Raw genomic sequence first — 14,421 nt, 5'->3', positions numbered from 1 at the left:
GCGTCGAAGACTACGAGGCGCTGCTGCCGTGGAACTGCACTCCGACGGCGCCACTGTAAAAGACCGGCTCGGCCGTTAACAGACGGGGTTCATGGATCACTTACGCTCGTCCCGCGCCTGCAGACCCAGCAGGCACAGCGCGTAGTTGGCCAGCACGGCAATCAGCAGCAGGATCTCGATGCGCCGCGGGCAGCGGCTGCGATGCAGCTCCAGGCCGATCCCCAGCCGATGGCTCTTCAGGTCACGGAAGCCCTCCTCGACCTGCATGCGCCGCTGGTAGATCGCCACGACCTGCGCGGCATTCCACTGCGCCTCGGGCAGAGCAGGCGCCGCAGGCAACGCGGGCAGCCCTCGCGCAGGTGGACGACTTCGCAGACCGGCAGCGAGCGTCCGGCCAGCGGGATCGCGGCGCGCAGCAGGAACCGCTTGCCGGCGGCATCGATCGGCGACCCGTCCACCAGGAGCAACGGATGCCGGAGCGAGCCCGGCAGGGCACGGCGCATGACCCGGTAGAACAACCCCCGCTCGGCCTGCAGCTGGCGGTTGCCGAGCAGGCGGTCGACCCGCTCGATGGCCAGGCGGAGCTGGGCAGGGAACGCCCCAGTGCGGTCAGGGTCAGGCGGCGGCCCTGCAGCAGGGCGGCCACCGCCGCCATCAGGGCTTCGAGACGGCGGGCATGGATCGTGGAGAGTGCCTTGGCGAAGGCGGCGTGCAAGAACTGGACGGTCTGCATGGGGTCTGGGGACATCGGTCAGTTTGGCGACAACCAACGTCGCCCGCCCATGCAGGCCTCTTCAAGCCCTACCTAATTGATTTTTCGAGAAAATTTCTTGGAATCACTCAAGGACGGTCCTCGAACAGACGATTCGGATCGACGGGCAACAGGCGCCCTGGCGGCGGATCGAGCCGCGCCTGGACCAGCCGACCGAGTCTGGCTCTGGCTGTGGAGCAAGCGGCCCGAGGAGGTCGATGCCCTGCAGATCGCCCGGCTCTATCAGCGGCGCTGGCGCCTTACGGTCGCTCAGAGCCGATCCAGCGCCTGGACGAAGTCGCGGACGATGTCCTCGGTCTCCTCGATGCCCGTCGAGATGCGCACGGTGCCGTCATGGATATCCAGGCTGGCGAGGATTTCCGGTGCCAGGGCGCGGTGCGAGGTCTTGCCCGGATGACTGATGCTGGTCGCCACCCCAGCCAGCGAGGGAGCGAACACTGCGATCTGCAGGTTATGGATCAGCCGGTCGACCTCGGCCAGCCCGCCTTTAAGGGTGAAGCTCAGCATGCCCGAGCAACCCCTGGGGAACAGCCGCTGCGCTAACGCATGATCCGGGTGTGACGGCAGCCCCGGATAATGCACCTTGGCCACCCGCGGATGGGCCTGCAGCGCCTTGGCCAGCGCCAGGGCGTTGCGCGAGTGGGCCTGCATGCGCAGGGCCAGGGTCTTGGCGCCGCGAAAGGTCAACCAGGCCTCGAACGGGCTGGCGCTGCCGCCGGCGTTGATCTGGAAGCGCCGCGCCCGGGCCACCCACTCGGCGTCGCCGACCAGGATGCCGCCGGTGGCGTCGCTGTGGCCGTTGAGGTACTTGGTGGTGCTGTGCAGCACCAGGTCCGCGCCGTCGGCCAGCGGCCGGTACAGCGCCGGCGAGAGGAAGGTGTTGTCCACCACCAGCTTGAGGCCATTGGCCTTGGCCAGCCGGCTCAGCGCCGGAATGTCGCTGACCCGCACCAGCGGGTTGGATGCGCTTTCCGTGTAGATCAGCCGGGTCTGCGGGGTGATCGCCGCCTCCACCGCGGCCAGGTCGCCGATATCCACCAGCGTGGCGGCAATGCCGAAGCGGTCCAGCTCCTTCTCGATCAGGCTCTGGGTGGTGCCGTAGAGCTCGCGGCTGGCGATCAGGTGGTCGCCGGCGCCCAGGCTTCCCAGCAGCGCCGCGCTGATCGCCGCCATGCCGGAGGCGGAAAACAGCGCCGCCTCACCACCCTCCAGTTCGCGGATCAGCGTCTCCAGCGCCGCCGAGTTGGGATTGCCGATGCGCGTGTACATATAGTTATCGGGATTGCCGGCGAGGAAATCGTCGACCTGCGCCAGCGAGTCGTAAACGAACACCGAAGTCTGGTAGATCGGCTGCGTCTTGGGGTGGGTGACCATCTGCCGGTCGACATCGTTGCCCGCATGCACGGCGCGGGTGGAAAAACCGGGAAAGCGTTCGGACATGGCGAAATCCTTGGACAGGAGTACCGACGCACGGACGCTGCACCGAGGCGACCCGCCAAGCGGAGCGGGATCGGCCGCGCCCGAAAACGCCGAAAGGTGCGAAACTGCGCTGTCAGCAGTCGACAAGGCTTGCAAGCGGGCCTGATGAAGGATAGATCAGGCTCGAGCAAGGAGAAAAACATCGAACCTGACGGGGTGGGGCATTTTTCAACTGCCGGTTACAGATCGAACAGCAGTGCGGCGACCAACGTGCAGTAGAAAAAGGCCACCAACGCCGGCACATTTGAGCGCCGCCCGGCAGAGCGGCTGTCAGACCTGCGCAATCGGCGCCGACTATGCTGCGCCGAACGCCTCATTGCGCAGTCATCGCCGGAAATCTGTGACTCGCCCTCCGCGGCAGTCTTCCGAGCGCAAACACCTCGGCAAAGAGTCCCCCCATGCCTGAAACGCCCCAGCAACAGCCCCACCCGGACCGCGCGTCCGCCAGCCTGCGCCAGGCCCTGCGGTTCTGGCTGAAGCTCGGTTTCATCAGCTTCGGCGGTCCGGCCGGACAGATCGCGATCCTGCACCAGGAGCTGGTCGAGCGGCGGCGCTGGATCTCGGAACGCCGATTCCTGCATGCCCTGAACTTCTGCATGCTGCTGCCCGGCCCCGAGGCGCAGCAACTCGCCACCTACCTCGGCTGGCTGCTGCACGGCACCCGTGGTGGGGTGATCGCCGGGGCGCTGTTCGTGCTGCCCTCGCTGTTCATACTGATCGCCCTGTCCTGGGTCTATCTCGCCTTCGGCGACGTGCCGGCGGTGGCCGGGCTGTTCTACGGCATCAAGCCGGCGGTGACTGCCATCGTCGTCCATGCTGCCCACCGTATCGGCTCGCGCACCCTGCGCAACGCCTGGCTGTGGGCGATCGCCGCGGCCGCCTTCGTGGCGATCTTCGCCCTCGGCGTGCCCTTCCCGCTGATCGTGCTGGGCGCGGCACTGCTCGGCTACCTGGGCGGGCGCCTGGCGCCGGATGGATTCAGCGCCGGCGGCCATGCGGCGGCCGGGCGCAGCTTCGGCCCGGCGCTGATCGACGACCACACCCCGCCGCCCGAGCATGCGCGCTTTCGCCGGTCGCATCTGGTGCGGCTACTGCTGGCCGGCGCCCTCCTCTGGCTGCTGCCGATGGGCCTCTTGAGCGCGCTGTTCGGCTGGCAGGACACCCTGACGCAGATGGGCTGGTTCTTCACCAAGGCCGCGCTGCTCACCTTCGGCGGCGCCTACGCGGTGCTGCCCTATGTCTTTCAGGGCGCGGTCGGCCACTACGGCTGGCTGACCCCGACGCAGATGATCGACGGCCTGGCCCTCGGCGAGACCACGCCAGGGCCGCTGATCATGGTGGTGGTCTTCGTCGGCTTCGTCGGCGGCTACGTCCACCAGCTGTTCGGCGCCGAGCAGGCCTTCCTGGCCGGCGCGGTGGCCGCCTGCCTGGTCACCTGGTTCACCTTCCTGCCATCATTCCTCTTCGTCCTCGCCGGTGGCCCGCTGGTGGAGTCCACCCACGGCGAACTGAAATTCACCGCCCCGCTGACCGGCGTCACCGCCGCCGTGGTGGGGGTGATCCTCAACCTGGCGCTGTTCTTCGGCTACCACGTGCTCTGGCCCGAGGGCTTCGCCGGCCGCTTCGACTGGCCCTCGGCGCTGATCGCCCTGGCCGCCGCCGTCGCGCTGCTGCGCTTCAAGCGCGGGGTGATCGAGGTGCTGATGGGCTGTGCGGGGGTGGGATTGCTGGTGCATCTGGGGCTGCGCTGAGGGGCTGGAGAGCGTCGGCGGAAACCGGACGCCACCGATGCGCAAGATGTGGCCTGCCTGTACCCGTGCGCGCAGGTAGGCCGTGGAAACATCGGGTATTCGGGTAATCCCGTTGGTTGCCACGGCCAAGTAGGCTGGCTAGACTTCCTCCCAAACCGGGAGATACGTGGCGATGAGAATTATTGCGCGAGGTACGTTGCGCGCTTTCTGGGAAAGCAGCCCGGCCTACGCAGACGCCATGACACCTCTGGTGGAGTGGTATCGGCACATGGAGAAAGCCACTTACCGCACACCGCAGGAGGTCAAGGCAGAGCTGCGTACAGCAAGCATCCTGAAAGGCGGCCGTGTGGTTTTTAACATCGCGGATCAAGTATCGGTTAATCCTGGCAATCGACTACGAACGACAGCTTGGGTTCGTGAGATTCGTAGGCACTCACGTCCAGTACAACCAGATCAACGCGGAGACAGTGTGATGAACATCAAGCCGATTCGCTCCGAGGAAGACTTGGCAGCGGCCTTTGCGCGCATGGAGAAACTATGGGGTGCCGAAATCGGCACGCCGGAGGGCGATGAGCTGGAAGTGCTGGCGGTACTGATCGAGAAATACGAAGACGAGCACTATCCGATCCCGCCTTCCGATCCCATCGAGGCCATCAAGTTCCGTATGGATCAGCAAGGGCTGACTCCGCGCGACCTGGAGCCGTACATCGGTTCCAGCGGTCGGGTTTCCGAAGTATTGAACCGAAAGCGCAAATTGAGTCTGGCGATGATCAAGCATCTTCATGAGGGGCTGCGCATTCCCTATGAAAGCCTGCTGGCTGGTGCTGTCTGACAACACTTTCCCGAATCCCGGAAACATCTGACGGGAACAGTTCGGCGACCTTCCGACAGGCCGCCGAGCCTCCCCGTTGGTCGACGGCCACCACGAAGACCACCACCTCATGATCGAGGACCTGATCGAACTCGAGGCTATAGGTCATCCAGCGAAACCTTGACGCGCTGCGATGCGGCCAGTCGCTCGCGCACGGTGGCGATCAAGGCTTCGTCCTCCTCGGTCAGCAATACGGGACGAAAGGGCAGTTGCCCCCGTTCGGCCACATACTGCAGGGTCTGGCGCATCAGCTCGGAGGGCGTCACGCCCAAGCGCTCCAGCTCGCGATAGGCCCGCGCCTTCAGGTCATCGTCCACGCGGATATTGATCGAGGCCATGATGAAGCTCCATGTAAAAACATTTGTCATTACATTGGCGCTCTGGAAGCCCTTCTGCAAGAAAGCAACGAGGCATCTCGCATCATGCCGATCAGGCGAATCGCCGGAGGGTTGGGCAATTGCGTTGGCGGGCAGGATTCCGGCCAGGAGCCGCCGCTTGCCTTCGTTCGGACAGGTGTCTGCTATTGTCGTGCAGCGGCCTCAAAAATCTCGTTTCTTAGGTGCCCAAGTCGATTTCACCGACCATGAACGTGACGGCCTTTCCAGCGAGAATCACGCGGTTTTCCTCTAGTTGGCAGGAAAGACGTCCCCCTCTGGCCGAAACCTGTCTTGCCTCGAAGGTGTTTTTACCGAGCCGCTGTGCCCAGTAGGGCGTTAATTCGCAGTGGGCAGCGCCAGTTACCGGGTCCTCTGGCACCCCGATTTTCGGCGCAAAAAAGCGGCTGACGAAATCAACGTCCTTCCCAGGTGCGGTGACGATTACACCACGCAGGTCCAATTCCTGAAGTTTTGCAAAATCTGGCGCTATGGAGCGCACAATTTCTTCACTCTCGAAAACTGCTATGTAGTCATTCGCAGTCCAGACTTCTTGAGGAGTGCGTCCGAGTGCGTCAACCAGGGCATCGAAAATTGGCCGCAAGATGGGCGGCCGCGCAGGAAAGTTCATCGTCAGTAGTCCTTCTTTCGACTCGACGACGAGTTCCCCGCTTTTGGTTTGAAAAGTTATCTGCTTCTTGGGAAAGCCAAGGATTTCAAAAAGGACATGGGCTGCGGCCAGCGTTGCATGCCCGCAGAGGTCAACTTCAGCTATCGGTGTAAACCAGCGAAGGTAAAAACCCCGTTCGGTGGGAACGAAAAAAGCGGTTTCGGAGAGGTTGTTTTCGTTAGCTATCGCCTGGAGCAAGCTATCGTCCAACCAGTTGTCCAAGGGGCACACGGCTGCCGGGTTACCCTCAAAAACACGTGTCGCGAATGCATCGACCTGATATTGCTTAAGTCTCATAGTCCTGTTCCTGATGCGATTGGCCTGAGCGCCAGATTATGAACGCTTCAGGGCATTCTGCATCGACAAGCTACCTGACCAGAGATATATCAGTCATCAGTCGGCTACTGAGTTGTTTACAGACATCGAGCTTACCTGTGCTCGGCTTCCGCATTGGGTCGAAAGCAGGCACGCCCCATAAAAGGACAAATCTCTGCAGGTTTTCAGATGGCCCGGCAAAAGCCCACGCAGTCCATCCATTCAATCACCGAATGATCGGACTCATCGCCCACCGCAGGCATACGCGCAATGCCTGAACCCACAAGGCCGGCTCCGGGCCGGGACGGGCCGGTTTCTCCTTGAGGCCGCCAGCCGTCCATGACAAGCTGCCGCACCGGTCGCCTCTTGCATTCTGGCGACGTTCTTCGCGTCGGCGTTGACTGCCCCGCTCCCCGGCTCACTGCCGTCCTCTTTGTAGAGATACCCATGAAACGTTTCGTCCTGATCGACACGGCCCTCATCCCGAAAAATGATGGTGCGCTGTGCCTATACGAATATGGCGAGGATTTTGTCATCAAGATCCAGGGCGGCAGCGGCAATCAGTTGATGAATACCCGTATGCACGGATCAGAGGACGCCCTTGGCCAGATCCCCTGCCGCAGAATCGCGTCACGTCCGCAGGCTCGTGTGCTGGTAGGGGGGCTGGGTATGGGCTTCACCCTTGCCGCGGCGCTCGAGGCGCTGGGTGCCGATGCCGAAGTGCAGGTGGCGGAGCTGGTGCCCGGCGTGATCGAGTGGAACCGCGGCCCTCTGGGTGAGAAGGCCGGCCACCCGCTGAGTGACCCACGCACCACCCTGCTCAACGAAGACGTCGCGGCAGTCCTCAAGCGTGAGCCCAGGGGTTATGACGCGATCATGCTGGACGTCGATAACGGGCCCGAGGGGCTGACTCAGAAAGTGAACGGCTGGCTTTACTCTCTGGACGGCCTGAACGCATGCGCACAGGCCCTGCGGCCAAAGGGCGTTCTTGCCGTTTGGTCAGCCAGCGCCGATCAAGCTTTTTCCGGACGGCTTGCCAAGGCCGGCTTCCGGGCGGAAGAGGTTCAGGTCTTCGCACACGGCAACAAGGGCACCCGGCACACCATCTGGATTGCGGAAAAGTTTCGCTCTTGAGGTTGTGCTGCGGACCGAGACCGAAAGAAACCTATAGTGACCGTTCATCTCCCTTAGCAGCCCGCCCCCGTGTCGGTGGAAAAGCATCTCCAGGCACGATCCAAACTCACCGCCCCACTGACCGGCGTCACCGCCGCCGTGGTGGGGGTGATCCTGGTTTGCTGACTCATCTGGCACTTCGCTGAAAGGCAGGAAACGCCGGCAACGCGAGTGACAGGGAGACTGATTGGCCCCAGGGCGTCGACCGCGGCTCCAGGCTGGAGAACGGGCGGATCGCCATGTCCGCGCCGGGCCAGCCCGAAGAGAAAGTACTGCCCGTCGGAATCGCCGGGCCCCGACCAAGGACGATCTAGACTCGTCTTCCCAAGGAAACCTGAAAGGAGATCGAGCATGCGCTCCTGGAGACTCATGGCTGTCGCCCTGGTGCTCGCCGTCGCCGCCTGCAGCAACATCCCCTCCGCCGAAACCCGCCATTCGGGTTTTCTCGGCGACTACAGCAAGCTGGTCAAAGACCCGTACTGGGACAACAGTGAGTACTGGGTCAAGCCGGGCCTGAACCTGCGCCAGAGCTACGACAAGCGGATCGTTCTCGAACCGGCCCGCTATTACGTGGACCCCGACACCCAGAAGCTGATCGCCGAGCGCGGCGAGGAAACCGCCAAGGTCCTGTCCCATCTCAATCTGGCCCTGCGCCGCGAACTGCAGGCCGGCGGCTACCAGTTGGTGACGTCCGGCGATGCGCGCAGCCTGCGCCTACGCCCGGCCATCACCGGCCTGATCCGTAACGCCCGCGACATGAAGCCTACCGAATACATTCCGATCGGCTTCCTGATCGGCGCCGGCATGCAGCTCACCGGCGTGCGTGACCAGCAGGTACGGATCTTCTTCGAAACCGAGATCAGCAACGGCAAAACCGGGGAAGTCATCGCCCAGTCGGTCAGCGCCGCCAGCGGCAACGAGGTCTCGCCCTCAGTCAAGGCCAGCGCCAGCGACACCTACCAAGCCCTGGACGACTGGGCAAAACAGGTGCGCGAACGCCTGGACCGGGCCTATGGCGAGGTCGAGGGCAGGGCCTCGCGCTGAGCGGAAAATCGTGCTGCCTGACGGCGGCCAGCGGGGCGTTTTGTTGACCTATCGCGGCAGATGGTCGAGGTCGATCGGATCGCCCGGATGCAGCCCCAGCTTGTCGCGGATGTCCTGGAACATGGCGTCGTACTCGCCATGCTCGCGCAGGACCGGCCCGAAGCGCGGCTGAAAGCCATTGCGCACGGCGATCTGGGTCAGCGCGTTCATGAAGTCGAAGGCCATGTCGCGGTGCAGATCGCACTCCTCGGCAAAGGGCTTGCCGTCGATCTCGCCCTCCATGCGCATGTGCAGCATCTGTCCTTCCTTGGGATCTTCGCGCACCTCGTAGTAGACGTCGCAGGTGAACGCCTGGCGGTTGAGCTTATCCACCTTCTGCTCGCGATGCACATAACCGGGTGTGAACATGGGAGTCTCCTCGCAAGTGAAAACCCAACTCTGGAGCCTCACCGCCGGCCGATGAGTTCCGTCCGGCCTCAGTGTAGGTACTCCGTCGCCGCCCGCGCCGGCAGGCGACATCCGGCGGAGATCTGTCATGACCCGGCCGGATATTGCCCGGCAGGCGACGACTGACATGGTCAAGTTGCTGGCTCAACCTAGACTCTGCCCCGAAACATGACCTGACCGCAGGGACCATGAGCATGGACATCGCAGCCCGGCTGGCACGCAGCCATGGCATTTCCAACAAAACCAGGAAGCTCTTTGAAAAACGCACCCAGATTGCCCGAGAGCAGTTCCGGGAACGGGTGCGCACGGCCTGGGAGAAGGAAATGGCCGGCCTGACGGCCGGGCCCCTCACGCCCTGGAGCCTCTGGAACGACTGGTACCGCTATGGCGTGGACGCCGCCCAGCGCTCGGTACTGTTCTGGGACACGCTGCGCCAGCGCGGCGACAACTACCTGGAACACCTCCAACAGGGCCAGCCGCCCCTGCTGCATTTCGACCACGAGACGGTGCTGGACGGGCGCACCTTCGCGCGCCCGGTCAACTACGCCCTGCTGCGCATCCTTCCGCTCCCAGGAGGGCAGGTGGACCCCAAACTGCGGCCCTACATGATCCTCGACCCGCGGGCGGGGCACGGCCCGGGGATCGGCGGCTTCAAGGACGACTCCCAGGTGGGGGTGGCCCTGCGCGAGGGGCATCCGGTGTATTTCGTGATCTTCTTCCGCGAGCCGGAGCCGGGCCAGACCCTGCTGGACGTGTGCGCCGCCGAGCAGCGCTTCGTGCGCAAGGTGCGCGAGCTGCACCCGGACAGTCCCAAGCCGGTGCTGGTGGGCAACTGCCAGGGCGGCTGGGCGGCGATGATGCTGGCCACCTCGGACCCGGACGCCACCGGCCCGGTGGTGATCAACGGCTCGCCGATGTCCTACTGGGGCGGCGCCTGGCAGGAGGGCGAAGGCGACAACCCCATGCGCTACGCCGGCGGACTGCTCGGCGGCACCTGGCTGTCCTCCTTTGCCTCCGACCTGGGCAACGGCCTCTTCGACGGCGCCTACCTGGTGGAGAACTTCGAGAGTCTGAATCCCGCCAATACCTACTGGGACAAGTATTACCACCTGTTCGCCAACATCGACACCGAGCCGCCGCGCTTCCTGGAGTTCGAGCGCTGGTGGGGCGGCTACTTCCTGATGAACCGCGAGGAGATCGAGTGGATCACCCGCAACCTCTTCGTCGGCAACAAGCTCTGGTCCGGCGAGACCCGCAGCGGCAGCGGCAAGGCCTTCGACCTGCGGGACATCAAGTCGCCGATCATCCTGTTCGCCTCCCTGGGCGACAACATCACCCCGCCCCAGCAGGCCTTCAACTGGGTGGCGGACGTCTATGGCAGCACCGAAGAGATCAAGGCGCGCGGCCAGGTCATCGTCGGCCTGCTGCACCAGGATGTCGGCCACCTAGGGATCTTCGTGTCCGGCAAGGTGGCCCGCAAGGAACACGCGCAGATCGTCGAGGTGCTGAAATCCATCGAGATGCTGCCGCCCGGCCTGTACGGCATGTCCATCGACGAGCGCCGGGGCAGCGGCGGCCGGGTGGAGTATGAGGTGGAGTTCCACGAGCACCGCCTGGAGGAGGTCAGCGCCCGCCTCAATCGCCTGCAGCGGGTCGACGAGAAGCCCTTCGAGGCGGTGGCCGCGCTGTCCGAGTTCAACCAGCGTGCCTACCAGATCTTCGCCCAGCCCCTGGTGCAAGCCCTGTCCAGCGAGCGCTCCGCCAAGCTGTTGCGGCAGTTTCACCCCCTGCGGGTGCAGCACTGGGGCGTTTCCAACCGCAATCCCTGGCTCTGGTGGCTGGGTCCCGCCGCCGCGGCGGTCAAGGCGCAGCGCCAGGCGGCGGATGCAAACGACCTGCCGCACCACAGCGAGAGGCTGGCTTCCGAACTGATCAGCGCCTCCCTGGACTATTACCGGGCGATGCGCGATGCCCTCAGAGAGGCGCTGTTCTTCCAGACCTACGGCAGCCTGTTCTGCCTGTACCTGGCCGACCGGCCCGGGGCGGAGCAGCCGGTCGCGGCCGGCGTGGCCGAGCCGCGGGAGCTGCCCTTCGTCCAGGAGGTCCTGGCCGCCATCGGCGAAGGCGGCTACAGCGAAGCCTTCGCCCGGGTGGCGGCCCTGCTCGCGCGCAAGGGCGACGTACCCTTGTCGCGGCTGGCGGCAAAGCAGGAAATCGCCCGGGACTATGCCGACCTGCTGCCCCAGCTACCGCCCGAGGCCTGGCGGCGCATTCGCGGCGAGCAGGAAATCATCGTGAACTATGAGCCCGAACGGGCCATCGCCACCTTGCCGGACCTGCTGGCCGAGGAGTCAGACCGCGATCGGTTGCTGACCCTGCTGGAGCGCCTGGTGGTGGACGAACGCGTGCAGCGGGCCGGGCCGACCGCCGAGCAGTACGCCATGCTCGAGCGCATCCGCAGCGTGCTGGGCCGCGAGCCCGCCGCCCGGCAGCACATCGCTGCCGCGAGAAGCGCCTGAGCTCCCCGAGGACGGAGGTATCCCGATGACCGGCAAGCACGAAAAATATCGACGCCTGATCGACTACTGCAACTGCAACGCCCTGCCGCCCACCCCCACGGCGGTGGCCTATCCCTGCGACCAGAGTTCCCTGCAGGGGGTGGTGGATGCGGCGAAGAGCGGCCTCATCGCGCCGATCCTCGTCGGCCCCCGGGAGCGGATCGAGGCGCTGGCCGGGCAGTACGGCATCGACATCGCCGGGCTGCCCATCGAGGACGCCCCCTACAGCCAGGCCGCCGCCAGCCGGGCGGTGGAACTGGTGCGGGAGGGCAAGGTGGAAGCCCTGATGAAGGGCAGCCTGCACACCGACGAGTTGATGGGCGCGGTGGTCAAGCGGGACACCGGGTTGCGTACCGCGCGCCGGGTCAGCCACTGTTTCGTGATGGACGTGCCGGGACACGAGGAAACCCTGATCATCACCGACGCCGCGGTGAACATCGCGCCGACCCTGGCCGAGAAGATGGACATCACTCAGAACGCCATCGACCTGGCCCATGCCCTGCTGCAGGTCGGCGGGAAGAACAGGGAGGTGCGAGTGGCGATCCTCTCGGCAATGGAAACCGTCAATCCCGGCATTCCCTCCACCGTCGAGGCGGCCGCCCTGTGCAAAATGGCCGATCGCCACCAGATCACCGGCGCCATCCTCGACGGCCCCCTGGCCCTGGACAACGCCATCAACCTGGAGGCGGCGCAGATCAAGAAGATCGACTCGCCGGTCGCGGGCCGCGCCAACGTGCTGGTGGTGCCCGACCTGGAGGCGGGCAACATGCTCGCCAAGAGCCTGTCCTTTCTCGCCGGAGCGGATGCCGCCGGCATCGTGCTGGGCGCGCGGGTTCCCATCATCCTGACCAGCCGTGCCGACTCGCTGACCACCCGCCTGGCCTCCTGCGCAGTGGCGACACTGGTGGCCAAGGCTCGGCGCGAGAGCACCGGGAAGGTGATCGGATGAGCCCATGCAGAAGGTGATCCTGGTACTCAACGCGGGCTCGTCCAGCCTCAAGTTCTCCCTCTTCACCGACCATCCCGGGGAACCGGAACTCAGGCTGCGGGGGCAGATCGAGGGGCTCTACGGCGCGCCTCACTTTATCGTTACGGACGCGGCGGGAGCGAGCCTCGACGAGCGGCGCTGGGCCAACGGCACCCGCCTAGGCCATGACGGCGCGGTTCACCATCTGGTCGAGTTCCTGCAGAACTACCGGAACCGCTACCAGTTGATGGCCGTGGGTCACCGGGTAGTCCACGGTGGTCTGGAGTTCTCCCAGCCGACACGGGTGGATGCCGATGTACTGGCGAAGCTCGAGAAGTTCATCCCCCTGGCGCCTCTGCACCAACCCCACAACCTGGCCCCGATCCGCGCGCTGGCCGAACGGATGCCGCAGCTGCCCCAGGTGGCCTGCTTCGACACCGCCTTCCACCGCCGGCAGCCCGAGCTCGCCCAGCTGTTCGCCCTGCCGTCGGCCATCACCGAGCGCGGCGTGCAGCGTTATGGCTTCCACGGTCTATCCTACGAATATATCGCCAGCGTGCTGCCGCAACTGGCCCCCGAGGCCGCCGCCGGCCGGGTCGTGGTCGCCCACCTGGGCAACGGCGCCAGCCTGTGCGCCATGAGCGCCGGCAGAAGCGTGGCCAGCACCATGGGCTTCACTGCCGTGGACGGCCTGCCGATGGGCACCCGCTGCGGCAACATCGATCCGGGAGTGATCCTCTATCTCATGGACGAACTGAAGATGGACGCCCGCGCCATCGAGCGACTGATCTACAAGGAATCCGGACTGCTCGGCGTGTCGGGGATTTCCAGCGACATGCGCGAGCTCCTGGCCAGCGACGCACCGCGCGCCGCCCTGGCGGTGGACCTCTTCGTCTACCGCATCGGCCGCGAGCTCGGCTCCCTCGCCGCGGCCTTGGGCGGACTCGACGCCCTGGTGTTCACCGGGGGCATCGGCGAGCACGCCGCGGCGATCCGCGAGCGTGTCTGCAGCGATGCCGCATGGCTGGGGCTGGAGTTCGACGCGGTCGCCAATAATACGGTCGGCAGACCACGGATCAGCACGGCGTCCAGCCCGGTTTCGGCCTGGGTGATTCCCACCAACGAAGAATTGATGATCGCCCGCCATACCCGGCAGACGATGTTGGCCAACTGAGGGAAACGGAAATGACTCTGGAAACTCCCCGTCCGATATTGCAGGGCGCCAAGGCACTGGTGGCCGGCATGGCCAACGAACACTCCATCGCCTACGGCTGCGCCAAGGCCTTCGCCGAACTCGGTGCCGAGGTGGCTATCACCTACGCCAACGACAAGACCCGCAGCTATGTCGAACCCCTGGCCCGGGAACTCAATGCGCCGATTTTCATGCCGCTGGATGTCACCAGAGCCGACGAACTCGAAGCGGTGTTCGCGGCGATCGCCCGGCAATGGGGGCAACTGGACATCCTGGTGCACTCCATTGCCTGGGCGCCCAAGGAAGACCTGCAGGGCGGGCTGCTCGAGTCCACGGCGGAAGGCTTCGGCCTGGCCATGGACATCTCCTGCCACTCCTTCGTGCGCATGGCCCGCCTGGCGGCGCCCCTCATGAGCAACGGCGGGACACTGTTCGCCATGAGCTACTACGGGGCCAACAAGGTGGTGCCCAACTACAATCTGATGGGACCAGTGAAGGCCGCGCTGGAGGCGTCCTGCCGCTATCTCGCCTACGAACTCGGCCCTCGGGGCATCCGCGTGCATGCCATTTCCCCCGGCCCCCTCAAGACCCGGGCCGCTTCCGGTCTCAAGGATTTCGACCTGATGCTCAACGAGGCCGCGCAGCGCGCGCCCCTGGGGGAACTGGTGGACATCATGGACGTGGGCTTCACTTGTGCCTACCTGGCCAGCCCCTATGCCCGTCGTTTGTCCGGCGAGACGCTGTATGTGGACGGCGGTGTGAACATCATGGCCTGAGCACTGGGCAAACCATGGATATCCTGAAAGGA

12 protein-coding genes and 2 pseudogenes are annotated in these 14,421 nt (G+C 64.9%); 9 read left to right on the top strand and 5 right to left on the bottom strand.

From position 1 onward, the window contains the following. Window positions 1–108: 108 nt before the first annotated feature. Both ACYVD0_RS23555 and ACYVD0_RS23550 read right to left on the bottom strand, forming a co-directional pair. Window positions 109–733, bottom strand: a pseudogene (locus ACYVD0_RS23555) (transposase); the annotation flags it as partial. 288 nt (window positions 734–1,021) lie between these two features. Then, window positions 1,022–2,212 carry a trans-sulfuration enzyme family protein gene (locus tag ACYVD0_RS23550; RefSeq protein WP_460429041.1) on the bottom strand — a complete coding sequence of 397 codons (1,191 nt, stop codon included), beginning with the start codon at window positions 2,210–2,212 and terminating at the stop codon, window positions 1,022–1,024. 437 nt (window positions 2,213–2,649) lie between these two features. On the opposite strand from ACYVD0_RS23550, the gene chrA reads away from it, so the two are divergent. The 3 genes and pseudogenes from chrA (at window position 2,650) to ACYVD0_RS23535 (ending at window position 4,834) form a co-directional block, all read left to right on the top strand. Continuing rightward, window positions 2,650–4,002: a chromate transporter gene (chrA, locus tag ACYVD0_RS23545; protein WP_460429040.1), complete on the top strand. Its 1,353-nt coding sequence runs from the start codon at window positions 2,650–2,652 to the stop codon at window positions 4,000–4,002. Window positions 4,003–4,174: 172 nt separating this feature from the next. Then, window positions 4,175–4,475 (top strand): annotated as a pseudogene (locus tag ACYVD0_RS23540) (type II toxin-antitoxin system HigB family toxin). Beyond that, the gene (locus ACYVD0_RS23535; RefSeq protein ID WP_460429039.1) at window positions 4,475–4,834 is read left to right on the top strand and encodes a helix-turn-helix domain-containing protein; all 360 of its coding nucleotides are present in this window, start codon (window positions 4,475–4,477) and stop codon (window positions 4,832–4,834) included. The pseudogene ACYVD0_RS23540 and the gene ACYVD0_RS23535 overlap by 1 nt, the downstream one beginning before the upstream one ends. A gap of 137 nt (window positions 4,835–4,971) precedes the next feature. Here the strand turns inward: ACYVD0_RS23535 and ACYVD0_RS23530 are convergent, their stop codons facing one another. Further along, the gene (locus ACYVD0_RS23530) at window positions 4,972–5,211 is read right to left on the bottom strand and encodes a type II toxin-antitoxin system RelB/DinJ family antitoxin (RefSeq protein WP_460429038.1); all 240 of its coding nucleotides are present in this window, start codon (window positions 5,209–5,211) and stop codon (window positions 4,972–4,974) included. Between the two features lie 217 nt (window positions 5,212–5,428). Further along, window positions 5,429–6,214, bottom strand: a complete 786-nt coding sequence (locus ACYVD0_RS23525) for a PhzF family phenazine biosynthesis protein (RefSeq protein ID WP_460429037.1) — start codon at window positions 6,212–6,214, stop codon at window positions 5,429–5,431. Window positions 6,215–6,679: 465 nt separating this feature from the next. Here ACYVD0_RS23525 and ACYVD0_RS23520 point away from each other — a divergent pair, with 465 nt between their 5' ends. Next, a complete protein-coding gene (locus ACYVD0_RS23520) occupies window positions 6,680–7,366 on the top strand; it encodes a polyamine aminopropyltransferase (protein WP_460429036.1) in 687 nt (228 codons plus the stop codon). Between the two features lie 390 nt (window positions 7,367–7,756). Next, entirely contained in the window at window positions 7,757–8,449 is a 693-nt protein-coding gene (locus tag ACYVD0_RS23515) for a DUF3313 domain-containing protein (protein ID WP_460429035.1), read from the top strand. A gap of 48 nt (window positions 8,450–8,497) precedes the next feature. On the opposite strand, the gene ACYVD0_RS23510 is transcribed toward ACYVD0_RS23515, so the two are convergent. Beyond that, window positions 8,498–8,857, bottom strand: a complete 360-nt coding sequence (locus tag ACYVD0_RS23510) for a DUF5064 family protein (protein ID WP_460429034.1) — start codon at window positions 8,855–8,857, stop codon at window positions 8,498–8,500. A 233-nt stretch (window positions 8,858–9,090) separates the two neighbouring features. Between ACYVD0_RS23510 and ACYVD0_RS23505 the strand changes: the two genes are divergently transcribed. Genes ACYVD0_RS23505 through fabI form a run of 4 tightly spaced genes read left to right on the top strand, consistent with a single transcriptional unit; the run spans window position 9,091 to window position 14,389 of the window. Further along, window positions 9,091–11,415 (top strand): DUF3141 domain-containing protein, encoded by a 2,325-nt coding sequence (locus tag ACYVD0_RS23505; protein ID WP_460429033.1) that lies wholly within the window; start codon window positions 9,091–9,093, stop codon window positions 11,413–11,415. 25 nt (window positions 11,416–11,440) lie between these two features. After that, a complete protein-coding gene (locus tag ACYVD0_RS23500; RefSeq protein ID WP_460429032.1) occupies window positions 11,441–12,403 on the top strand; it encodes a phosphate acetyltransferase in 963 nt (320 codons plus the stop codon). A 4-nt stretch (window positions 12,404–12,407) separates the two neighbouring features. Next, the gene (locus tag ACYVD0_RS23495; RefSeq protein ID WP_460429031.1) at window positions 12,408–13,595 is read left to right on the top strand and encodes an acetate/propionate family kinase; all 1,188 of its coding nucleotides are present in this window, start codon (window positions 12,408–12,410) and stop codon (window positions 13,593–13,595) included. An 11-nt stretch (window positions 13,596–13,606) separates the two neighbouring features. Further along, entirely contained in the window at window positions 13,607–14,389 is a 783-nt protein-coding gene (gene fabI / locus ACYVD0_RS23490) for an enoyl-ACP reductase (RefSeq protein ID WP_460429030.1), read from the top strand. The last annotated feature ends 32 nt before the right edge of the window (window positions 14,390–14,421 follow it).

Source organism: Azotobacter armeniacus, from assembly GCF_054779355.1.
The sequence above is the reverse complement of the archived record's forward strand: the minus strand, read 5'-3'. Positions and strand labels throughout refer to the sequence as shown.